The organism is Bacillus sp. NH11B, from assembly GCF_001884205.1.
GTDB lineage: Bacteria > Bacillota > Bacilli > Bacillales > Bacillaceae_G > Bacillus_A > Bacillus_A proteolyticus.
On sequence record NZ_MAOG01000016.1, the window covers coordinates 180,136 to 201,508 of the forward strand.

Below are 21,373 nucleotides of genomic sequence, written 5' to 3' on the forward strand. Positions count from 1 at the left end.
TTACCCCCAAATTCAAGAATATAAAACTATACCAAGTAATTCACATTCTTTCCGCTTTATGTCCGCTATTACTTTTTTCACTGTACGCAGAGAATCTTTCCGCTTTTTGACTGCCAAAATTACTCCATCACATTTCTCCGCAATAATATACGTAGTAGGAAGCTCAAATACTTCGGATGAATAAAAGAAAATGTAATCAAAATCTTCTTTCCACTTAGCAATTACATTATCAAATTCATCCATAGCAACTAAGGGCGTTCCGCTGTGTACTGTTTTTTTTGCAGGAATACAATACAAGTATTTAGACAAATCACTTGAAAAAGTTTCATAATTAGATGGAGGGGAGCTTATTATATCGTTTACTGTTGTCATATGATCACTTTGTAATAGTAGGTGTAGTTTAGGGTCCGAAAAATTCACATCGATAAGTAACACCTTTTTTTTCATTTCCGCAAACACTAGCCCCATATTTACTATAAGCGAGGCAACGACGCCTCTGTCCTTCGTTGAAATAACTGAGAATAGTTGTTTTCCAGATTTTTTCAACTCGTGATATACAGTATAAAACTGCTCTTTCATCAGAGCATCATGCGGATCGAATGGTAGCTTTTTCTTTGTCTTAAACATCGACATGTTCACCTCGATATATAGATGATTGCTTATCAACCTCTGTAGGTTTCTTTTTTCTTTTCGGTTTCATATTTATATGACCAATAACAGAGACTGTCGTTATTTTCTCTAAATCTTGTTCCACGTATATACGTTCATCAAAATAATCTCGAAATATAGCTAAACCTACACCAACAAAAAAACTAACAATTAAAGAGATAGGAATGATAAGTTGAAATTTTGGAAACAATTTCTCCGCTTTTTCCTGTAAGTCTGGATTAATCAATATTTTTACTCCCTGTACATTCGTATATTGTTGAAAGCTTTTTTGAGATTGTTCTGCCAATGACTTTACAATTTCTTTCACGATTTTAGGATCCGAATCTTTTACTGTAACAGTAACAATTTGTGAGTTGTCCGTATTCACTACTGAAATTTTTTGTGCTAATTCATAGCTTGATTGTTCTAATTTCAAAGTGTTTTTTACTGTCGAAATAATAAGTGGACTTTTTAAAATGTCAACAAACGATGTTACAAGTTGCTTATTTTCTTGTGTTTTATTCGCTGTATTTTCCTTATTAAACTCATCTAAATTTCCAACAAGAATTTGCGCTGAATATTGATACGAAGGCTTTAGCACATACATAGAAATAAGAACTAGAGAAACGGTTAAACAACACATCGTCAAAATGATCGTTACAAATCTTCTTTTCAATAACTGTTGAAAATCTTTTATACTCATTTCTTGCTTCAATTATTTCACCGCCTTTGTCTGAATAACATCCTGCACATCATTTTCTACAAATAACTCTTTCCTCTCTCTATCAGCTCGTTTTGTTACATACTTTCCGACTCTAAATGCAAATTTTTCTACAAATACATACGAAATCATTGCTAGTATAAGCGAAAGAATAAGCGACAAAATTAAAACAATAGGTAACGGTAATATTTCATGGAGCACGTATATAAGAGAAAATAAAGATATGATATGGTATAAATAAAGACTGTAAGAAATCTTCCCCAAATATAACAAGTATTTATTATGCAGCAAGGACGACAAAGTTGATACTGACAAGCTTAATATGACAAATAGACATGCGCTTATCGCTACTACGTAGTCTCGAAATATAAAATTATTGAGCACTTTAATTTCTCCAATAAGCCCTTCATACATATAAAGTAAAATCGCAAATAAAAACCATGTAATTTTCGTATTTTTAGTACACTTACTATAAAAAGCTATTAAATTATTTTTATACTTCGCAACTAGTGCTCCTAGTAAAAACAGCACTGTGTAATGCAACGTTAATACATAGCTTGTTAATGTTAAACTCGAGCGAAATAAGAATAATATCACGACAGAACATATACTAAAACTAAACAATGATAGTAATGAACCCCTTACTGTTTTTCGTAAACAAACCATCAAAACTAACGGAAAAATTATAGATATTCGCATTTCATGTACAAGTGACCAAATCACACTGTTATATGTATCAGTATTATATTTCCCAACCAATAAAACATGCTGTGCTATTAGACTTGAAGAACTTTCAATCGTCCATGAGCGATTAAACCATTCGCTTAAATAAGAAATACCATATTTACTTATTGTAGTCTGGCATATAATAGCTATGACTATTGCCACAATATACGGAATATATATTCTGCATATACGTTTTAGAAGGTATGATCCATAGCTACTATATGTTTTTTGAATAGATTCATACAAAACAAATCCACTCAAAATAAAAAAGACAATAACTGATTCGTTACCACTACTAAAAATAAGACGTGCAGGCGTTTCTTTTAATAGATATACAACAAATGGTTTATTATCTTCATAACTGTAATTTTGAAATGCTGAGAAAATCATCAAATGATGACCAATCATTACTACCAATGAAGAAATTCCTCTTATAGAATCCAGTTCTTCATGCCTTTCCATCGTTTTACATCAACTCCTAATGAAATGATAATAATCATTTCAAAGCGACATCTTTATTCATATTCCTCTCCTTTCTTTTCATTCCAATTTTTCATATTAAAATGATTTTATAGTATAAATTTGAGTGTATTGTAACATTTTTTGTAATATTATGAATAGTTAATCTTTAAAATTGGCATATACCAATTTCAACCTCGAAAAATGGGTAATATTGTTAGAAAAACATTATAAAAATACCTTGCATATTTACAAAATTAAAGAGAGGAATAGTGTTTTTCAATATAAAATAAAAAAGATAGCCTTTATAGGCTATCTTTTTTATTTTATTTAATTACTGGCACCACTATATGCTACATGTCGTTTCTCAATTCTTTCTTCAATTTCTTTCATATTTTCTTTATTATTTAATAGTGATTGTTTATTTTCAATTAATAATTGTTTAAAAGATTTTCTCACTTTTTTTCTCATTTTCATTGTCCTCCTTGGGGGATGGTTTATATAAAAGATAAAGAATTATCTGGTTGTTCTTATAATAATTGATTGTTGTGAATTCTATTTGAACTTCATATGAAAATTACGTTTATTTTCTGACAACTTTGTGAACAACGCAAAAAAGAGATCATCCTAAAACCATTTTGAAGTTGCTTCATTTAATTATATAAATTGCTATTTTCGTCATCTTATATCGATTTATCTTGTCGAAATATTTATATATTTCAAGATGAATTCTATATTATCCCATTCACTAAGATACTGTTTTCCAAAACAAAAAAAGAAGGTGTCACCTAGTCAACGTTCGACTCATGTAACATCCCTCTTTCCAAACTATTTATAGCATATTGATTAATATTTCAGGTCTTCCCCAATTCATTTCGTTACAAACAAATCGTAGTTTTTCTTCGTTCATTGTGTGTAACCCTTCTTCTATTGAGCATGAAATTGGAACTTCACAATGAATTTGCGCTAATTGTAAAGAGATATTTAAGTTCTCTAAATCACTTTCAATTTTTGTACGCTGTGCTTTCGTTAATGATGCTATATTTTCTAGTACTGCCGATACTGTACCATGTTCTTGAATAAGCTTATACGCTGTTTTTTCACCAATACCTTTTACACCTGGATAATTATCACTTGTATCTCCCATGAATGCTTTTGCATGGACAATTTGCCAAGGTTCTACACCTTTCTCTTCCATGATTTTCTCCGGTGTATAATACTCATAATTTCCAATTCCTTTACGAAGAAGCATAACTGTAACGTTCTTTTCAACAAGTTGAAGTAGATCTGTATCTCCAGTTAAAATATAAACTTCCGCTTCGTTACAATATTGTTTTGCAAGTGTACCGATACAATCATCCGCTTCATAACCTTTCATACCGATGACTGGAATAGATAATTTCGCAGTCATTTCTTGCACTAAATCAAATTGTGGAATTAATTCTTCCGGCGGTGCTGCACGATTTGCTTTATAATTCGAGAACGATTCTGTTCTAAATGTCGTACTTCCCATATCCCAGCACGTTACAATGTGTGTTGGCTCAATTGCTTGTGTTGCCGTTAATAAATGCTTCATATAACCATGAATCCCATTCGTTGGGGTACCATCTTGTCTCTTCATAAATTGTCCGTAGACACTTGTTGCGTAAAAAGCACGAAATAATAGTGCCATACCATCAACTAATAATACTTTTTTCATAATACCTCTCCTACTAACAAAAAATAATAACCTCACGTTATCACGTAAGGTTATATATAGATTACCATTCTACGTTTTTGTTCAACTTTGTCTATTATACATTGTTTTTTTATATTTAGCATCATTAACAAATTAAGACGTTCTACCACAACAAGTATGAAGTATTCCTGAATACGTATTTTTACCTGTCGAAACAACTACAGCTTTTGCAGTTCCGCCAACAATATAAGTACCTTTGAAACATACATTTTCAAGTTCAAGTGGATTATAGTCTTTCATCCGTTTTAATGGAATAAATCGTTTACGTTCTAGATGATAGCAGCTTTCAAATTTCTCAATACTAGCATCGTTTCCTGTCAGCATAGATTCATTCACTAATAAATCATTTGCATAAATAATACGTACATCTGCTGGTACTGTATCGCCCTCTGAAAGAAAAATCATATCTCCAGGTACAAGCTCTTGTACTGGTAGCTTCATCATTTTCAATTCATTGTTTAGCCCTGTTAGGCTAGATGCTTCTACTCTAGAAACAGTAACTGTTTCACATTGTAATTCATCACGTGCATTTTGTTTTGAAAGACCTGGAATCATTTCACTTAGCTTTATCATCACTTCCGCAATACGCGCTCTTTTTGAAATTAATTCATTTCGGCCGTATACTTGAATTCGTTTTTGTGCTTCTTTCACAGATAGTCCGTCTCTTGTTGTTTTAAAATACGCAAATACAGATTTTACATCTCTCGTTGCAATTTCAATTAATAAATCTTTATTTTTTTGGAGCATTATTTGTTCTTTTATTGATTTTTTACTTAGTTTATATGACGTGTTACCCACAGTTTTGTTTGCATATAACATATTATCGTCTCCTCCTTTAAACATAGGAAGAAACGCTTTGTTTCTCAATTTATCCACTTTAGCGTGAAAGTATCTAGTGCTGGAATACTCAAATAAACGCTACATTATGATAAATATAAAGGGAGGAACAAGTCGTTTCCTGCCTACATCATATATTTTTGATTTGAAGCATATGGGTAACGGAACCGAGTCAGAATTTGACATGCTCCTCACCTCCTCATTTATTTTTTAGTTATAATCTATACTATGAAATTACTCATAGCTTTGTAACAAAAAAGACCCTTACTCATAAGAGAGCAAAGGTCATTGCATACACAAATAAGCGATTCCTAATATAATTAGAAATCTACGGACCTCTCCCTCGTCGAGTTTTAGCACTGTATAGCATAGGTTCATTACCAGCTACGTTAAGAAAAACCTTAATTCGATCATTCCTGTTGACCCATTGGCGTCTCTCGACATTTTTGGGCAGTAGCATTTCTCTATACAGGAGCCTCACCTAACAGAGACTTATTTTAATTACATAGAAAATGTTACTCTTATTTAAAATAGATGTCAACACTTTGCATGGAAATTTTTCCTTATTACAACAACTACCTCTCATATACACACTATTTCTCTTTCGACTAATTAAATGAATCAAGCACACATTTCAAAATTAGCAAAAATAAAAACCTTACGTTTAAACGTAAAGTTTTTAATAAGTTATACAACCAGCAATTACAATCCCAATTGAAAGCGATAAAAACATAAGAAAAAGACCGACTGCTTGATTATCTTCTTCGAGACTTTTATTTATATTAAAGCGTGGTGTAAGCCACTCAGCTAAATAAAAGACGATAATTTGAGCCAAAATCCCAACTGCTCCCCACGAAACCATATCAAGAAGTGAAATGGAATTAGCGGCTGTCGAATATAAAACAATAGCTAACCCAAGTAGTCGTCCTCCAAGTACATAGCTTACCGCCTTATTTCCTTGGGCCATTAGCTTAAATTCTTTTATTTTCGTTGTTACTTCCATTAGGAAAAGACCAATGCATAAAAGGCCTAGTGTTACTGCTAAATATAATAAAAAATTAATCATATACTTCCCTCCTTTTTTATACCTACCGGTAAATAGTACGATTCATTCCCCGTAATTTTTTCCCCCACACGAATACCGATACTACTCGCTTTTCCGGCAATTAAAAACGAACCAAACACATACGACAGTTTCTCCATCCCTTTTTCTGTTTCCAAGGATACAACTGGAAGTTCTGTATACTTTTGGAATATCAGCAGTGACGCTTTATATGTTTGGTGTGCATTTTGAAGCATAATATGTTCGTCCTTATCGCGAATGGTAATTGTGTCCCCTTCTCTACCAAATGAAGGTTTTTGAACGAAAGAACCTTTTCCTAAAAATAAATCTGGTTCTAAATATGTAGGTAACATATATTCTTTAATCCACTGTTGTTCCTCATTTGTATAAAAGGCCTCTTCTTCTGCTAATCCCCAAATAAGACACTGAACTGATTTGGGCTGAAGTAAAAATGCTGACAATGGATTTATTATAAAAAGCTTTCCGGCTTTTACAAGTTGCAACAGTTCCACACCTACCAAATCTCCTGTTTCAGGATCTTGATCCTCAATTAAATCTTCTATCGGATATGTTTGGCGATATAACACATCAATCTGTACTCCATCCCTATCCACTAAAGCATCTTTTGTAATTCTAAGTTCTGACATTGGCACTACTTTATTCTCAACATGGCATAACTGACTCAAATACACAGTCGTATTCCAATCCTCAATATGTTCATGATGTGCTGTAAAAACAACATTTGGGTTGTCTATTCCCTTTGTCGCTTCCATTACGGCTTTTGTAATACCAGAAGATAGTAATCGTTCTTGATCCGAGTTTGGATCATCATAGCCTAGTTTCTCGCAAACTTTTCCATTCATTTGAAAGCATTCCATAATAAAAGTTGGTGTATCACTATTAAACTCAAGCATTTTAATTTGGTTATCATCTGTTAAAACGAAATCAAATCGCGAAATAACAGATTCAGGATATAATCCTTTCATTCTAATGAATGATAAGCTCGCAGGAGGAAACCCAAGTTCAAGAAGCTGTTCGTCACTTAAATTACGCAAAAGTCTAGCAGTCTTAAAAAATATTTTCCCCATTCGTTCAGTTGCTAATTGCAATTGTTTCATAGTCTGATTTGTTATAGAGAAAACATGAAACAGACTATACTCACATTCATATAAATCCGACCAAAAATTCGGATATTTCAAATAAAAATCTTTTCTATCTCTTATGTATTGCGACATATTTTAGCCCCCAAATCCTCCCTTTGAACCGCTTCCAATTCCACCTTTAAATTCCGCAGACGATTGATAAGATTTAAACGCCGATGAATTTTTAAAAGTGGATTTATTTTGATAGTAACTCCCACCATAGAAGTAATGCCCACGATAACCTGAACTACTATCATCACACTGCCATACCCCAAGTTCATCATCCCAATCCCAATCTGAACAACTATTATCATTCGGTTTTGGGGGAAGATCTTGTGCGCAGCCAAATAAAGTGCCAGTCATTAAAGACGTTACGACACCACCTACTAACCATTTCGTTTTTGTCACCTTCGCACTCCCCTTTTTAAATTCTATTCCTATTATATAAGATAGCATGATAAAGTAGAAGAAAAAGGAAGAAGAGGGATAAAATGCGCTTAGAATATCGACTTAACGATGAAACGAAAGGGTATCCTGCTTTATGGAACTACGCAAATATTTCTAATTCTGAAATCATCGCACGCATGACTTGTGAATATTTTATAAAAGATAAAAATACATATGTTGTTACTGCAACTTCAGTAGATTCAGACGGAACAGCAGTTATATATATTCAAAAAGAAGAGTTTGCAAATGACCCTTCAGACCCTATATACTCCCACATCGGTTTTGAAGTTAGAGAACTACGTGAAACGAGTTCATGCATAATAGATAGTAAAGATATATGGAACTATGAAGAAATTTTACCATCTCTTCATTCAGATATTATATATATTCAGCGCGACGGCATGCATATGGAGTTCACTTTAGATTCAAGAGAGATTGATGAAGACAGAAAGTGCTATATTTATTATGGAAACTTCACAGGTGAATCCAGATAAAGTAGATATATTTATACAACAAAAAAACCTTACGTATAAAACGTAAGGTTTTTATTTAGCCCCACATATGCCGTTCTCTCTAGATGTCCATAAACCTGCTCTCACAGGTGGATGCTCTCACAAATGTTTGTAACTTCCTTCTTAAAAAGACGGCATGTTAGCTACATTTAAATATTGAACTTCCATATTAAACTTATTGGTTTAAGACATGCATAAGCTACGTACACCGTAGGAATTTTATATAATGTTAGTTGAAATAAGCCCCCCGCACGTGCCGCTCCTCGTAAATGTCCAAAAACCCGCTACTCGCAGGTGGATGCCCTCACAGTTACCGTACATCTTCCTCCACAAGGAAGGCTTGATGATGGTCGCTAAATATTGAGCTTCCGTATAACTAACATCGGTTTTAGACATAAATAAGTTACGTACACCGCAGGATGTATTATTTACTTGTCGTTATATTATCACATTGTTTCCAATGTGTAAAATACAAAGTTTTTCGAGCAATCTCTTGCTTGTGACCTTATTTTAATACAAATTATTTTTGCATGCAAGTGATTAATCTTCTTCTTTTGCAATTTGATTTTCTGAATAAGAAATCCAATCACTCCAGCTACCTGCATACAATTTAATATTTTGAAAACCAGCTAATTTTAATGCAACTATATTTGGGCACGCTGTAACACCAGAACCACAATATACGATTGTTTCCTTCTCTTTATCGAGATTTTGGAAACGTCCTTGCTGTTCCTCGTTGTTTTTAAAGCGTCCTGATTCTAAAATTCCATCTTTCCAAAAATAGTTTACTGCTGTTGGAATATGCCCTGCCTTCGAATCAACGAGTTCTTCAGCACCAGCATAACGTTTTGACTCTCTAGAATCAATTAACGTAATATCTGTACCTGCATGAATATTCTCTTTGACCGTGTCCATCGTTACAAGCATATGATCTTGTATATTTGCTTTGAATGCTTTTCGTTTAGCAACAGGAATTTCCGTTGTTATCGGTAGTCCATTCTCTTTCCAAGCTGGAAATCCGCCATCTAATATATATACTTTCTCATGTCCTACATAGTTTAATAACCACCAGAGACGAGAAGCATTTGCACCCGCTTCACTGTCATATGCAATTACTGTCGTATGTTCATCAATACCAGCTTGCGAAAGCTTGTCTGCAAACTCCTCAATATTTGGCAACGGATGGCGACCACCATGTTCTGTTACAGGACTTGATAGATCTAAATTTAAATCAAAATATAACGCATGAAGAATATGTTCTTCCTCATACTTTTCTCTACCCCAATTAGGATTCGCTAAATCAAAACGACAATCGATTATACGGACGTTCTCATCTTCTATATGCTCACGTAACCATTCGACTGTAACTATCATCTTTAACGACCTTCTTTCTCTTGCAAACGACTTACATACTCCATAACCATTTCTTCTGTAACATATTTACGCTGTAGTGTAACACCATTTTTTGCAAGATCATTAATTTGCTTTGTTACAACATTAATGACATCAACCGAAAATTCTTTCCCATTTGACGCAAGAGATACGGCTGCTTCAATAGCTGCTTCACGCTGCGCATCTAATTGTAAACATGCTTTTACACTTTCATTTTGTTTACGAGAATGTGCTGTAATTGCTTTATGTACTTCCATCTTCTCTTCCCCCTAAATAAGTTATACTTTCTTATTCAATTCCATTGCAAGCCGAATCATATCACGGCATACAATTCCATTTTCAATAATCTCTTCTTCATAATGCTTCGAAAAGTAATCAAAATCAATAGAAAAAATACGAAATCCACATTTTTGATATAACGCAAGTTGTGAAACGCTAGAATTACCTGTCCCAATTTCAATTTTGTGCATGTCATATCCTTTAGCTATTTCTATCGCATGCAGCAACATTTTCTTACCAATATCTTTCCCTTGCATATGTTCTACAACCGCAATATTCATAATTTCCATCGTCTTTGGTCTTGTTTCCAACAACACATATACACCAACCACTTTCCCCTCTACTTTAGCTACATATACCATTCCTCTCTGTATATATGTAGCAATTTGCCGCTCGCTTGGATCAGCAAGCAAGAGTAAAGACTTTGGCACATTATCTTTAGAAACACGCTCTAATACAACATCCATAAAAATCCCCCTTCTCCATTGTTCTAAACCCTCCTTGTCTACCATAAGTAATAGAAAGGAGGGATTCACCATGGACAACAATGAGAAAAAATGCAACGTCATCTCCATTGATGGAAAGAAAAAGAAAAGCGACACATATTCCTATCCAAAATTAGTAGTCGAAAACAAAACATATGAGTTTTCTTCATTCGTCTTATGCGGTGAAACACCAGACGGCAGACGCTTAGTTCTTACACATATGATTTCTACTGATGAATTCGCAGGGTTCGTAAAATCTTTAGATACTGTATTACAAAAGAAAATTGAACGAATCTTTTTTTCATAGCGACTATATAACATAAATTTCTTTTTCTATTTCTATTAACTGCTTTTGAAGCTCTTCTTTACTTTGCTCATATAGTGTTACATCAATTTTTTCAGCTAAAGCGAATAATATACTTTCATAATATTTCTCAACATCTTGCTGCATCACTTTTTGGAATAAATTCCATTTTGTATCCCACTCTTGCTTATAATGATGAACGAATAAATCTTCTTCATCAGCTACATAGTTTGATACGAAAGGTTCTAGCACTCCTTTAGCGTCTTCTTGCATAAAAGCTTTATCATTTTTTTCAAAAAAGCTTTTCTCGTTTTTAAAATGCGCTAGTGCCTTTTTGAAATCTTTTATTTCTATTGAAGGAAATGGCTCTTTATGTGTAATAACTTTATATTCATAATCTACTGTTCCGCCCAAAGAAATCGATTCATTTTCTCCCTTGCAGTTCACAACAATTTCATCCTTTGCACGCTTCATCGCTTCATCTATCCATCTTTCAAGACGTAATGATGTCGCACGCATTTCTTGTAATAAATCATGTTGAATAAATGAAACTAATTCCATTACACACTGTTGCAACTGCGTTTTTACATTCCCATCTGTTCGAAGTGATGCCGGGTTAATAAATTCAGTAAACACATCGTTATAGCGTAGGAATAAGCGTTGTTGTACGTAATAAAGCAATTCTTTCACTTCATTTTGCATTGCTTGTTCTTCAGCGAGCACACTATATGACGAAATAATATGAAGTAGCTGATCACGCTCTGCTTCATATTTTTTTGTTTGCTTCACTTTCTCATCATTTCCCTGCTTTGCGCCATTTATCATATTTACAAGAAGTTGATTTGCTCCTTGCAATGCACCATATAAAGCATGCACAGATACAAGCATTAAATCCCTCATCATAAAGGACGTAAATGATTCTTCAAACTTAGCAATCCCAGAGTTTTGTAAAATGCCATACTTTTCTTTGTCAATACTTTCCCCTTGTTTTTCCTCAAGCGCACATAAACTTGAAATTGCAAATAAACGTGGATTTCTAATGCCATATTGTAAGAGCTGATCCGCAATATAACCTTTTACCATTTTAAGTTCTTCTTCAGACTCTGCTAAATCGGCCGCATTAATTAAGAAGAACATTTTATCAAGCGCAAACGTATCCTTTACACGACCGAGCTGAATTAAAAATTCACGATCTGCACGAGAGAAAACATGATTATAGTATGTTACGAATAAAATAGCATCCGCATTTTTAATATACTGGAATGCAACATCCGTATGGCGGGCGTTAATAGAATCAGCTCCTGGTGTATCTACAAGAGCTACTCCTTGCCTTGTTAAAGCACAATCATAATAAAGCTCCATATACTCAACAAAGCATGATTTTTCTTCATTAGCTACATAATCAGAGAACTCCTCTAACGTAACTTGTACTTGTTCCCCTAAATGCGTAGCAACTGCCTCATATCCTTTTTGTACCGCTCGTAAAAAGCTAAATGTTGTTTTTTGCTTCCCGCTCGGTGAAGGATATTTCATAATTTTATCAATTTGCGTTAATGCTTCATCTAACGTAGTAATCTCATAGTGAAACAGCTTATAAACAGCTTTCATATCTTCTAATAGTGCTTGCTTTGATTTAAACTGAACAATTACTGTTCCGTGTGGTTTTTCCTCTGTAACCGGCAAAATTTGATTAATCGTTGCTGTCGTTGGGTTTGGTGATACAGGAAGTACCTTTTCACCGAGCAATGCGTTAGCAAATGATGATTTCCCAGCACTAAAAGCTCCAAATAATGCTACTGTAAATTGCTTCGTTTCTACACGCTGTCTTTTTCCAACTACTTCTTGCTGTAAATGTTTCAGCGCTGGCAATGGATCTAATATTGTTTCAGCTTTCTTCACTTTTTCTAATATACGCTGAATATTTAAAGCTGCCGTCCCTTTCATTTCTTCCTCACTAGCCATTTCGTTATCATTTACGATTTCTTGCTCTTGTAGCGTAAACTTCTCACTAACAATTTGTTTTTCACTTTGTAATATTTCGTCTATTCGCAATCCATCTGGTATAGAAATATGTTCATTCCAAACATCTCCTAAATAGCTCTCATATTCCTCATACGCCTTAATATATTGTAATTTCGTTTCTTTTGCTGTTTGTAACATCGTGTATTTTTCAATCTCTTCTTCAATACGAGCAACTTCTATCTTCGCTTTTTTCTGCAATGTACCCGTACTTTTCCCAAAGATTTGCTGAGATTTCATAAAGTATCTTTTTTTCAACTCATTTGCAACATCAGCTGTATATAGAAGTAAGTAATCACCGGTAAAGCCAGCCCCTTGTTTAATTGTTTCAGCCAATAATTCTGGCCCGAAAGCAATCTCTAGAGCATATATGTCCTTCCCAATTTCCTCTGTAAATAATCCCTCTTCTTTTAAGAAGGTTACAATGAATTCTTTCACATGAAAATCAAGTTGCGTTTCAACAGTCTTTTGAAGGGCGGAATGAAAAGCATCTACACGTCTCTGTTTTTCTTGCTCCGTCTTTCCCTTCGCAAATAGCAAACCAACTTTAAATTTCGTTAATTTCGTTTCTAAATACTCATTTGCCAATTCTCTCATTTCAAATGGCATTAAATACGCGTTATCTAATATAGCTTGTAAACCTTTAATAAATTCATTTCTTACATCAGACTCTTTACTCGATGCTCGATTTTTATTTTCAATTAACTCTTCCTTCTTTTCAACAATCTCTGAAAGCGACAGCGGTGACACTAATTCTTCCTCATATTTTATAAGCTGCTTTTCATTTTCAGAAAGAATAAATGAGAAATGTTCTTGCAGTAAATATTCTGTTTCTCGCTCCATTCCCGCACTTACATACTGCTCTTTTTCTTTCATGATAGAAGAGATTAGTACTTCCAAACTTTGAATCTCATTGTATGGATGATTCATCATTCGCAGTGATGTATAAAAAATACCATCTACTTCAATATCCCAGTTAGCAAAAGATTGTTTTACACTTTCTCTATACTCTTCAAAAGATAGTTCATTTTCTTTATGTTTATCTATTTGGTTTACAACAAGATAAACCGTTTTATTACGTTGTTTCAATTCTTTAACAAATTGTAAGTTTACTTCTGATTGGACATGGTTATAATCCATCATGTAAAAAATAACATCTGCAAGATGCAGTGTTGATTCTGTTGCTAATTGGTGAGCATCATCTGTAGAATCAATTCCTGGCGTATCAACTAACATAACTTCGTCAGGAATTGGTGCATCATTTCGATAAATATGAACACCAATTACTTCATCACCGTCTTTACATATTTGTTTTAATTCTTCTGCTGAATATGCGCCGTCATATTCATACTGTTCTCCAGACTTAATCGTAACAACAACGCGATCAGAACCTTTTTCAATTTTAACGACATTAGCACTCGTTGGAATTGGACTTGTCGGTAGTAATTGCGCTTTATATAGATGATTCATCATTGTCGATTTCCCTGCCGAAAAATGACCACAAAAAGCTATCATAAGCTGTTCTTGTTTATATTTTTGAATCACTTCAAACAACTTCAAACTATTCTCTGCATCTCCATGTTTTTGCCACTCTTCATAAAAACAAACAAGTTTTTTCATACCGTTTGTCTGTACTATGTTTGTCATCCCCTTGTTCCCCTTTATCCAAGATGTATATACTGTATCCCGCTATTTGTGTGACAATAATCATTTAGGACTGAGCATCCCAATGATTACAGTTTCACTTTACTATCATACTAAATTTTCAGCATATTCTCATTAAAAATAAAAAAATCCCTTTCATTCTTTTTACAAATGAAAGGGATTTTATGTAATATTATTCATTTTGTTGTTCCTACTCCATTTAATACATACTTTGTAACACCAACATATATAGCAATCGTTCCTGCAACAAGTGCATACATCATATTAACACACCAACCTTTTTTGATAATGATTATCACTTTTGAATACATTTTATCATTAAAGAGAATCATTATCAACAAATTTCTAAAAAAGAAAGCTCCTTCGGGAAAAGGAGCTTTACTGCCTGTTTTAAAGAAGTTTAAAACTTGCTGTGCACTCTTATTATATCTCATAATTCACAACTTAACAGCTTTAAAAATTGGAAATCTCCCCTATCCCCTCCCTCTTACATTTTGTATAATAAAAGGGAATTACTTATCAAGGAGGAAAAAAATGACACAAAATCTCACACAAGGCGAGAGGATACACTCAATTGATATTATTAGAGGAATAGCTGTACTAGGTATTTTTCTTGTTAACTGGCCAGTTATCGCTGGTGTTGATTCTCGAGACATTTCAGGCGTTTATGATGGGTTAGACAGCTATATTCGCTTGTTTTTTGACATGTTTATTCAAACGAAGTTTTATACTATTTTTTCATTTTTATTCGGATTAGGTTTTTACATCTTTATGAGTCGTGCTGAGGCGAAAACAGATCGTCCGAAAACTTTATTTGTGCGTCGTTTGCTCATTTTATTATTATTTGGTTTCTTGCATTACGTTCTTTTATGGGACGGAGACATTTTACATAGTTATGCAATCGCTGGATTTTTCTTATTTTTATTTTATAAAAGAGAACCTCGTACCATTTTAATATGGGCAATCGTTTTATTAAGTATTTTTCAGTTTTTCATGCTAATCGCTGGTATTATGATTTCATTCGTTCCAAAGGCAGAATTAGGATTTTCCTTACCTATCATGCCACTTGAAGACTGGATGTCACACATACAAAATCGTTTCCATGCATTTTATGCTGATGGAATTGGACTAAACGCATTCATGCTCCCAGAAACAGTTGGGCTATTTTTACTTGGTTTATACGCCGGCAAAAAGGATATTTTCCGCCGCACGAAAGAGTTAGATCCAAAGCTTAAAAAATGGCAAATTATTATGTTCATTTTAACATTGCCAATGTGGTTCTTCATGGTCCGTTATTTCTTATCAAAACCATCTTATGAACCAATTTATATGCAGGTCTTTACAATGTTTAGTGGAAAAACATTATTCATATTCTACATTTTCACGCTCATGCGTTTATTACAAAAAGAAAGATGGCAAACATTATTACGTCCGTTCCAGTACGTTGGGCGAATGGCGTTAACAAACTACCTTTCACATACAATTGTTACATTACTTGTATTTGGTCTATTGCTCAAAAATTATTATCCTGCTCCATTATGGGTAGGACCTCTATTTTGCATCGGTTTCTATACGTTACAAATTTTTATTAGCCGCTGGTGGCTTTCTCGCTATCAATATGGACCACTTGAATATATATGGCGCCTTGGTACGTACGGAAAGATAATGCCACTTAAAAAGAAAAGCAAGGTCTCATAATGAGACCTTGCTTTTTACGCTTCTCTTACTGCACTTTGCATCGAAACAGGCTCTTCTTTTACTTTCACTTTACGCTGCGGTACCATATTGAATACAATATTTAAAAGTACTGCTGATGCACTTCCTAGAACAATTCCGTTATCCGTTAAAATACGAATATTTTCAGGAAGCTGTGAGAATAATGTTGGAACAACTGTGACTCCAAGTCCGATTCCAACAGAACATGCGACAATTAATAAATTTTCTTGTTTTCCAAAATCAACACTGCTTAACATTTTAATACCATATGCCATAACCATGCCGAACATCGCTAGCATTGCACCGCCAAGTACTGATTTCGGAATAATTGTTGTAATAGCTGCGATTTTTGGAATGAACCCAAGAACAATTAACATACCACCGCAAGTATAAATAATAACGCGATTTCTTACTCCGGTTAATTGAACAAGTCCTACGTTTTGAGAGTAAGTTGTATATGGAAATGCGTTAAAAATTCCACCTAAAACCATTGCTAATCCTTCTGCACGATAACCTTTTGTTAATTCTTTTTCACCAATCTTTTTATTACAAATATCAGATAATGCAAAATATACACCTGTTGCTTCTACAATCCCTACACAAGCAACGAGAATCATTGTAATAATTGGTGTTAATTCAAATGTTGGTGTACCGAAGTAAAACGGCTGAATACCATGGAACCAATCTGCCTCTCCAACCGCTTGCAAGCTTACTTTCCCCATAAATGCCGCAACAATTGTACCGAACAACAGACCAAGTAATATAGAGATTGAACGGATAAATCCGTCAAAGAAACGATACATAATGATAATAAATAATAAAACTCCAAATGCTAAAGCTAAATTTTCAAGACTTCCGAAATCTTTGCTGCCTACTCCTCCAGCCATATCATTAATAGCTGCTGGAACAAGTGTAACCCCAATGACTGTAACGACAGATCCTGTTACAACAGGAGGAAATAGTTTTACAAGTTTCCCAAATAATTTCGCGAAAATAACAACAAATAATCCCGCAGCAATAATTGCCCCATATATGGAAGACACACCGTATTGTTTACCAATTGCAATCATCGGCCCAACAGCTGTAAAGGTACAACCAAGTACAACCGGAAGCCCAATACCGAAAAAGCGATTTGATAATGCTTGTAAAATTGTTGCTACGCCGCACATTAATAAGTCAATCGATACTAAATACGTTAATTCTTGTTGATTTAAACCAAGTCCTCCGCCGACAATAAGAGGAACAATAATTGCGCCAGCATACATGGCCAGCATGTGCTGCATACCAAGCGATGCGATTTTAAATGGGTGCTGCTTCATTGTTAATTCACCTCCGCAGTTTCTTGCTGTACAAATGTAACTGTGCCGTTATCAAGTGATGCAATTTCTGCTAGTGATTCAACACGAACACCCTGTTCACGCAGCTTCTTTCCTCCATCTTGAAATGCTTTTTCAATAACAATGCCAATTCCCGCAATACTTGCACCAGCTTGCTCTACTAAACTCATTAATCCTAAAGCAGCCTGGCCGTTTGCTAAAAAGTCATCAATGATTAACACACGATCATTTTCATCGATATGATTTCGAGATAATGAAATCTCGTTCGTTTCTTGTTTTGTAAATGAGTATACTTTCGCCACATACATATTATCTTGTAACGTTAACGATTTACGCTTTCTTGCAAAGATTACTTTTACACCAAGCTCTAATGCAGCCATAACTGCTGGTGCAATGCCTGAAGATTCAATCGTCACGATTTTTGTAATGTTATCTTTTTTAAAACGTTTAGCAAATTCTTTTCCAATTTCTTGCATAAGTACTGGATCAATTTGGTGATTTAAAAACGCATCTACCTTTAATACGTCACCAGATAAAACCTTTCCTTCGTTCAAAATCTTTTCTTGTAATACTTTCATGTTTGTTCCTCCTCTTATGCAATAAAAAAACTCCAAAAGCCGCCACCACTCGTTACAAGTGAGAGACGCGCTTTTGGAGTTTCGCAAAAAAAGAATGCTAAACAAGCAAATATATTCGTCCTCACTCATAGTCAAAGTATTTACGGTACTTCGGTAGAAACTTGCAGGCCATATCCCCGCGATTATATGAGTGTAGCTAACTATTTATTTTATAGAAGGATTATAACGCACTTTTTATATTTTGAAAAGCATTTATGTGAAAAACACGTACAAATTTTATAAAAACAATATTTTCGTTCGATTTTTGCAAACTCTTACATTTCATATTAAAGCGTCGTTAAAATGATTGGTCCATCTTTTGTAATCGCAATTGTATGCTCATATTGAGCTGATAATTTACCGTCCATCGTTCTTGCAGTCCATCCGTTTAAATCAACTTTAGAATATCGCATACCTACATTTACAATTGGCTCAATCGTAATTACCATTCCTTCTTGCAGCTTAGGTCCTTGCCTTGGTTTACCAAAATGAAAAATTGCTGGTTCTTCATGAATCTCTTTACCAATTCCATGTCCCGTAAAATCTCTTGCGACAGAAAAACCTTCAGCATTTGCATAACTTTCAATGGCATGGCCAATATCTCCTACATGATTACCGATTACCGCCTGATCAATCCCTTTATACAAAGCACTCTCAGCTACTACCAATAACCTTTCTGCTTCATCAGAAACATTTCCAACTATATACGTCCAAGCAGAATCTGAAAGACCACCATTTAAGTTTACTACCATGTCAATTGTTACAATATCGCCCTCAGTTAAAGGAACATCGGCCGGAAACCCATGACACATTTCATCGTTTACAGATGCACATATCGCATATGGATACCCGTTGTAACCTTTCTGTTCAGATGTAGCACCATGATCTCTTAAATACATTTCAACAAACGTATCAAGTTCTTTTGTAGTTATACCTGGTTTCATCATTTTCGCAATTTCTTTATGACATGAAGCAAGTAATTTCCCAGATTCATGCATCAAATCTATTTCGTTTTTCGTTTTAATTGTAATCATACTATCTCTACCTCTCCTTACTAAACTTGCTATTTACTACTAAACTTCAATCATACACATCCTCTTCCAAAATTTCAAAACCTCCAATTACAGCGAGCACAAAAACAAACATCATTTATTGCTACATCAAAATAAAAAACAGAAGCTCTCCTCTGTTTTTTAATCATTTTTACATATATAATTCATTTTCAAAAACTCAAAACAACTACCATTTGTTTTCTGTATAAACGTTCCAACCGCTTCAAACCCTGCTTTTTTATACACTTTAATTGCTCTTTCATTAAATGTCGCTACTGATAGTGTTATATAGTTACAACCATATTTTTCTTCACTAAAATCTAGTCCAGCTTTTACGAACTTTAAACCGAATCCATTTCCAGTTATATTAGGTCTCATTCCTAGTCCGATATCAACCGTTCGACTATTCATTCTGAAAAAGCTAAAAAAGCCAATAAGAGTACCATTTTCCTTCACAGCAAATGTGTCGTCCCCTCTACTCTCATCATGTAAAAATTCAGCTAAATCTTCTTGATCTGCCTCTATATCATAAAAAGAATACTCCCCTTCATAATGCCAGTTGTATGCAATTTCTTCCGCTTCCGTTTGCGACATTACTGTAAATATATAGCCCATTTCTCACACTCCCTCATAAAAAAGAGCTGCAATTAAGCAGCTCCTGTGTTATAACTCATAAATCTCTTTATATTTAGCTTCTAAATAATCAGCTAAGTAGTTTGCATTTAACCCTTCACCTGTTACATCTTCTAAAATTTCAAGCGGCTTTTTCGTTTTACCATATTGGTGAATATTTTCTGTTAACCATTCACGAATTGGTGTTACGTTTCCTTCTTCTAATAATGCATCAAAGTTCGGAATGTCTTTTATCATTCTTTCCTTAAATTGCGCTGCATACATATAACCAAGCGCATAAGATGGGAAGTATCCAAATGAACCACCAGCCCAGTGAACATCTTGCAATACACCTTGTGCATCGTTTTCTGGACGAATTCCTAAATATGCTTCCATCTTATCATTCCAAGCCGCTGGCAAATCCTTCACTTGTAATGTACCATCAAACAATTCTTTCTCAAGTTCATAACGAACCATGACGTGAAGCGGATATGTAAGCTCATCTGCTTCTATACGAATGAACGATGGCTTCGATTCGTTAATCGCATCATAAAACTCATCTACTGATATACCATTGAATTGACCATCGCTATACTCTTTTAATAAATCATAATTTTTCTTCCAGAATGATTTATTACGACCGATAAAGTTCTCAAAGAATAATGATTGTGACTCATGAATACCCATAGATGTTCCACTACATAGCGGTGTACCTTCAAATTTCTCTGCAATATTTTGCTCATATACAGCATGACCACATTCATGAATTGTTCCAAACACTGCCATACGGAAATCTCTTTCGTCATAGCGTGTCGTAATACGAACATCCCCTCTATTTAATGTAATCTCAAATGGATGTACCGTTTCATCAAGACGACCTGCTTCAAAGTCATAATTCAATTGCTTTAATAGCTCTAATGTAAAGTTTTTTTGTTTTTCTTTTGAAAAATGTTCTGATAAAGCACTTGTCTTTAATCTCTTTTGCGACTCCGATATTTCTTTTACGAGCGGAACGATACGCTCTCGTAGTTGACCAAATACGTGATCTAACACTTCTACTGTAATACCCGGCTCATACATATCTAATAATGTATTGTATTTATATGTTTCGTAACCCCAATATGTAATAAATTTCTTTTTAAATTCAACTATTTGTTCTAAATACGGACGGAACATTTCGAAATCAGATTTTTCGCGGGCTTCTTCCCACACACTCTCCGCTTTCGCTTCTAATTTCACATACGCTTCATATTCCGCTTGTGGAATTTTCTTATTTCTATCATATTCTTTACGACACTCTTCAACCATTTTCTTTGTCGTTTCAGAAAGTTTGTCTTCACGTATTAAAGCTTCAAGCTCTGTTAAATAGTTCCCCATCTCATCTGAAGTCGACATGGTAAACACTTCTGATGAAAGCATACCAATTACTTCTGAACGCTGGTCTACACCTTTTTTAGGCGCACCTGTTCTCAAGTCCCAAAACATTAAGCTTAATGCTTCTCCGTAATTCTGTATCTTCTTCACATATGTTAAAAATTGTTTTTCTACTTCATATGTAGCTACTGTCATCGTATAAAAACCTCCTTTTTCTACCTCAAACTT

General features: G+C 34.3%; 22 protein-coding genes, 2 other RNA genes and 2 riboswitches. Of the genes, 3 read left to right on the forward strand and 21 right to left on the reverse strand.

Going from position 1 to position 21,373, the window contains the following annotated elements; translation table 11 throughout:
• Positions 1-12: 12 nt before the first annotated feature.
• From BAU27_RS03340 to BAU27_RS03380, 9 genes are all read right to left on the reverse strand, one after another.
• Positions 13-633, reverse strand: a complete 621-nt coding sequence (locus BAU27_RS03340; RefSeq protein ID WP_071770117.1) for a CpsD/CapB family tyrosine-protein kinase — start codon at positions 631-633, stop codon at positions 13-15.
• Positions 620-1,363: a YveK family protein gene (locus BAU27_RS03345; protein WP_071744958.1), complete on the reverse strand. Its 744-nt coding sequence runs from the start codon at positions 1,361-1,363 to the stop codon at positions 620-622. Before BAU27_RS03345 ends, BAU27_RS03340 begins: the two co-directional genes overlap by 14 nt.
• Positions 1,364-2,557 (reverse strand): acyltransferase family protein, encoded by a 1,194-nt coding sequence (locus tag BAU27_RS03350; protein WP_071770118.1) that lies wholly within the window; start codon positions 2,555-2,557, stop codon positions 1,364-1,366.
• Positions 2,558-2,884: 327 nt separating this feature from the next.
• Positions 2,885-3,025, reverse strand: a complete 141-nt coding sequence (locus BAU27_RS03355; RefSeq protein ID WP_001228048.1) for an FbpB family small basic protein — start codon at positions 3,023-3,025, stop codon at positions 2,885-2,887.
• A gap of 361 nt (positions 3,026-3,386) precedes the next feature.
• Positions 3,387-4,253, reverse strand: coding sequence for a 5'-3' exonuclease (locus BAU27_RS03360; protein ID WP_071744956.1), 867 nt, complete (start codon positions 4,251-4,253; stop codon positions 3,387-3,389).
• Positions 4,254-4,385: 132 nt separating this feature from the next.
• Positions 4,386-5,111 (reverse strand): P-type ATPase actuator domain-containing protein, encoded by a 726-nt coding sequence (locus tag BAU27_RS03365; protein WP_071770119.1) that lies wholly within the window; start codon positions 5,109-5,111, stop codon positions 4,386-4,388.
• A gap of 348 nt (positions 5,112-5,459) precedes the next feature.
• Positions 5,460-5,625, reverse strand: a riboswitch (M-box (ykoK) riboswitch).
• 183 nt (positions 5,626-5,808) lie between these two features.
• Positions 5,809-6,195, reverse strand: coding sequence for a DUF350 domain-containing protein (locus tag BAU27_RS03370; protein WP_071770120.1), 387 nt, complete (start codon positions 6,193-6,195; stop codon positions 5,809-5,811).
• Entirely contained in the window at positions 6,192-7,427 is a 1,236-nt protein-coding gene (locus BAU27_RS03375; protein WP_071770121.1) for a glutathionylspermidine synthase family protein, read from the reverse strand. The genes BAU27_RS03370 and BAU27_RS03375 overlap by 4 nt, the downstream gene beginning before the upstream one ends.
• Positions 7,428-7,430: 3 nt before the next feature.
• On the reverse strand, positions 7,431-7,742 hold the full coding sequence (locus tag BAU27_RS03380; protein ID WP_000169032.1) for a hypothetical protein: 312 nt from the start codon (positions 7,740-7,742) through the stop codon (positions 7,431-7,433).
• Between the two features lie 83 nt (positions 7,743-7,825).
• On the opposite strand from BAU27_RS03380, the gene BAU27_RS03385 reads away from it, so the two are divergent.
• Complete coding sequence (locus BAU27_RS03385; RefSeq protein ID WP_071744953.1) at positions 7,826-8,275, forward strand: hypothetical protein; 450 nt, start codon at positions 7,826-7,828, stop codon at positions 8,273-8,275.
• A gap of 54 nt (positions 8,276-8,329) precedes the next feature.
• Here BAU27_RS03385 and ssrS (BAU27_RS03390) read toward each other — a convergent pair.
• From ssrS (BAU27_RS03390) to BAU27_RS03410, 5 genes are all read right to left on the reverse strand, one after another.
• A non-coding RNA gene (gene ssrS, locus BAU27_RS03390) (6S RNA) lies at positions 8,330-8,513 on the reverse strand.
• A 20-nt stretch (positions 8,514-8,533) separates the two neighbouring features.
• Positions 8,534-8,717: non-coding RNA, 6S RNA (gene ssrS, locus BAU27_RS03395), on the reverse strand.
• A gap of 116 nt (positions 8,718-8,833) precedes the next feature.
• The gene (locus tag BAU27_RS03400; protein WP_071744952.1) at positions 8,834-9,667 is read right to left on the reverse strand and encodes a sulfurtransferase; all 834 of its coding nucleotides are present in this window, start codon (positions 9,665-9,667) and stop codon (positions 8,834-8,836) included.
• A gap of 2 nt (positions 9,668-9,669) precedes the next feature.
• On the reverse strand, positions 9,670-9,942 hold the full coding sequence (locus BAU27_RS03405; RefSeq protein ID WP_000451820.1) for a YpbS family protein: 273 nt from the start codon (positions 9,940-9,942) through the stop codon (positions 9,670-9,672).
• Between the two features lie 21 nt (positions 9,943-9,963).
• The gene (locus tag BAU27_RS03410; protein ID WP_071770122.1) at positions 9,964-10,431 is read right to left on the reverse strand and encodes a GNAT family N-acetyltransferase; all 468 of its coding nucleotides are present in this window, start codon (positions 10,429-10,431) and stop codon (positions 9,964-9,966) included.
• A 70-nt stretch (positions 10,432-10,501) separates the two neighbouring features.
• Between BAU27_RS03410 and BAU27_RS03415 the strand changes: the two genes are divergently transcribed.
• Positions 10,502-10,756 carry a DUF3931 domain-containing protein gene (locus tag BAU27_RS03415; protein ID WP_000369740.1) on the forward strand — a complete coding sequence of 85 codons (255 nt, stop codon included), beginning with the start codon at positions 10,502-10,504 and terminating at the stop codon, positions 10,754-10,756.
• Positions 10,757-10,759: 3 nt separating this feature from the next.
• Here BAU27_RS03415 and BAU27_RS03420 read toward each other — a convergent pair whose 3' ends face one another.
• Both BAU27_RS03420 and BAU27_RS31615 read right to left on the reverse strand, forming a co-directional pair.
• On the reverse strand, positions 10,760-14,419 hold the full coding sequence (locus tag BAU27_RS03420) for a dynamin family protein (protein ID WP_071770123.1): 3,660 nt from the start codon (positions 14,417-14,419) through the stop codon (positions 10,760-10,762).
• Between the two features lie 194 nt (positions 14,420-14,613).
• On the reverse strand, positions 14,614-14,871 hold the full coding sequence (locus tag BAU27_RS31615; RefSeq protein WP_071744949.1) for a hypothetical protein: 258 nt from the start codon (positions 14,869-14,871) through the stop codon (positions 14,614-14,616).
• A 100-nt stretch (positions 14,872-14,971) separates the two neighbouring features.
• On the opposite strand from BAU27_RS31615, the gene BAU27_RS03430 reads away from it, so the two are divergent.
• Positions 14,972-16,135 (forward strand): DUF418 domain-containing protein, encoded by a 1,164-nt coding sequence (locus BAU27_RS03430; protein ID WP_071770124.1) that lies wholly within the window; start codon positions 14,972-14,974, stop codon positions 16,133-16,135.
• A gap of 14 nt (positions 16,136-16,149) precedes the next feature.
• Here BAU27_RS03430 and pbuX read toward each other — a convergent pair whose 3' ends face one another.
• The 5 genes from pbuX to ypwA form a co-directional block, all read right to left on the reverse strand.
• Positions 16,150-17,472 carry a xanthine permease PbuX gene (gene pbuX / locus BAU27_RS03435; protein ID WP_002030833.1) on the reverse strand — a complete coding sequence of 441 codons (1,323 nt, stop codon included), beginning with the start codon at positions 17,470-17,472 and terminating at the stop codon, positions 16,150-16,152.
• A 2-nt stretch (positions 17,473-17,474) separates the two neighbouring features.
• Positions 17,475-18,068 (reverse strand): xanthine phosphoribosyltransferase, encoded by a 594-nt coding sequence (locus BAU27_RS03440; RefSeq protein ID WP_071770125.1) that lies wholly within the window; start codon positions 18,066-18,068, stop codon positions 17,475-17,477.
• A gap of 108 nt (positions 18,069-18,176) precedes the next feature.
• Positions 18,177-18,278, reverse strand: a riboswitch (purine riboswitch).
• Positions 18,279-18,394: 116 nt separating this feature from the next.
• Positions 18,395-19,141 (reverse strand): type I methionyl aminopeptidase, encoded by a 747-nt coding sequence (locus BAU27_RS03445; RefSeq protein WP_071770126.1) that lies wholly within the window; start codon positions 19,139-19,141, stop codon positions 18,395-18,397.
• Positions 19,142-19,300: 159 nt separating this feature from the next.
• On the reverse strand, positions 19,301-19,774 hold the full coding sequence (locus BAU27_RS03450) for a GNAT family N-acetyltransferase (RefSeq protein WP_071744944.1): 474 nt from the start codon (positions 19,772-19,774) through the stop codon (positions 19,301-19,303).
• Positions 19,775-19,822: 48 nt separating this feature from the next.
• Complete coding sequence (gene ypwA / locus BAU27_RS03455; RefSeq protein ID WP_071770127.1) at positions 19,823-21,340, reverse strand: carboxypeptidase; 1,518 nt, start codon at positions 21,338-21,340, stop codon at positions 19,823-19,825.
• Positions 21,341-21,373: the final 33 nt, after the last annotated feature.

Bases quoted from the DNA above. Each gene is read 5' to 3' on its own strand.
- BAU27_RS03340 (WP_071770117.1), bottom strand. From the start codon at position 633: ATGTCGATGTTTAAGACAAAGAAAAAGCTACCATTCGATCCGCATGAT.
- BAU27_RS03350 (WP_071770118.1), bottom strand. From the start codon at position 2,557: ATGGAAAGGCATGAAGAACTGGATTCTATAAGAGGAATTTCTTCATTG.
- BAU27_RS03355 (WP_001228048.1), bottom strand. From the start codon at position 3,025: ATGAGAAAAAAAGTGAGAAAATCTTTTAAACAATTATTAATTGAAAAT.
- BAU27_RS03360 (WP_071744956.1), bottom strand. From the start codon at position 4,253: ATGAAAAAAGTATTATTAGTTGATGGTATGGCACTATTATTTCGTGCT.
- BAU27_RS03365 (WP_071770119.1), bottom strand. From the start codon at position 5,111: ATGTTATATGCAAACAAAACTGTGGGTAACACGTCATATAAACTAAGT.
- BAU27_RS03370 (WP_071770120.1), bottom strand. From the start codon at position 6,195: ATGATTAATTTTTTATTATATTTAGCAGTAACACTAGGCCTTTTATGC.
- BAU27_RS03375 (WP_071770121.1), bottom strand. From the start codon at position 7,427: ATGTCGCAATACATAAGAGATAGAAAAGATTTTTATTTGAAATATCCG.
- BAU27_RS03385 (WP_071744953.1), top strand. From the start codon at position 7,826: ATGCGCTTAGAATATCGACTTAACGATGAAACGAAAGGGTATCCTGCT.
- BAU27_RS03400 (WP_071744952.1), bottom strand. From the start codon at position 9,667: ATGATAGTTACAGTCGAATGGTTACGTGAGCATATAGAAGATGAGAAC.
- BAU27_RS03405 (WP_000451820.1), bottom strand. From the start codon at position 9,942: ATGGAAGTACATAAAGCAATTACAGCACATTCTCGTAAACAAAATGAA.
- BAU27_RS03410 (WP_071770122.1), bottom strand. From the start codon at position 10,431: ATGGATGTTGTATTAGAGCGTGTTTCTAAAGATAATGTGCCAAAGTCT.
- BAU27_RS03415 (WP_000369740.1), top strand. From the start codon at position 10,502: ATGGACAACAATGAGAAAAAATGCAACGTCATCTCCATTGATGGAAAG.
- BAU27_RS03420 (WP_071770123.1), bottom strand. From the start codon at position 14,419: ATGACAAACATAGTACAGACAAACGGTATGAAAAAACTTGTTTGTTTT.
- BAU27_RS31615 (WP_071744949.1), bottom strand. From the start codon at position 14,871: ATGAGATATAATAAGAGTGCACAGCAAGTTTTAAACTTCTTTAAAACA.
- BAU27_RS03430 (WP_071770124.1), top strand. From the start codon at position 14,972: ATGACACAAAATCTCACACAAGGCGAGAGGATACACTCAATTGATATT.
- pbuX (WP_002030833.1), bottom strand. From the start codon at position 17,472: ATGAAGCAGCACCCATTTAAAATCGCATCGCTTGGTATGCAGCACATG.
- BAU27_RS03440 (WP_071770125.1), bottom strand. From the start codon at position 18,068: ATGAAAGTATTACAAGAAAAGATTTTGAACGAAGGAAAGGTTTTATCT.
- BAU27_RS03445 (WP_071770126.1), bottom strand. From the start codon at position 19,141: ATGATTACAATTAAAACGAAAAACGAAATAGATTTGATGCATGAATCT.
- BAU27_RS03450 (WP_071744944.1), bottom strand. From the start codon at position 19,774: ATGGGCTATATATTTACAGTAATGTCGCAAACGGAAGCGGAAGAAATT.
- ypwA (WP_071770127.1), bottom strand. From the start codon at position 21,340: ATGACAGTAGCTACATATGAAGTAGAAAAACAATTTTTAACATATGTG.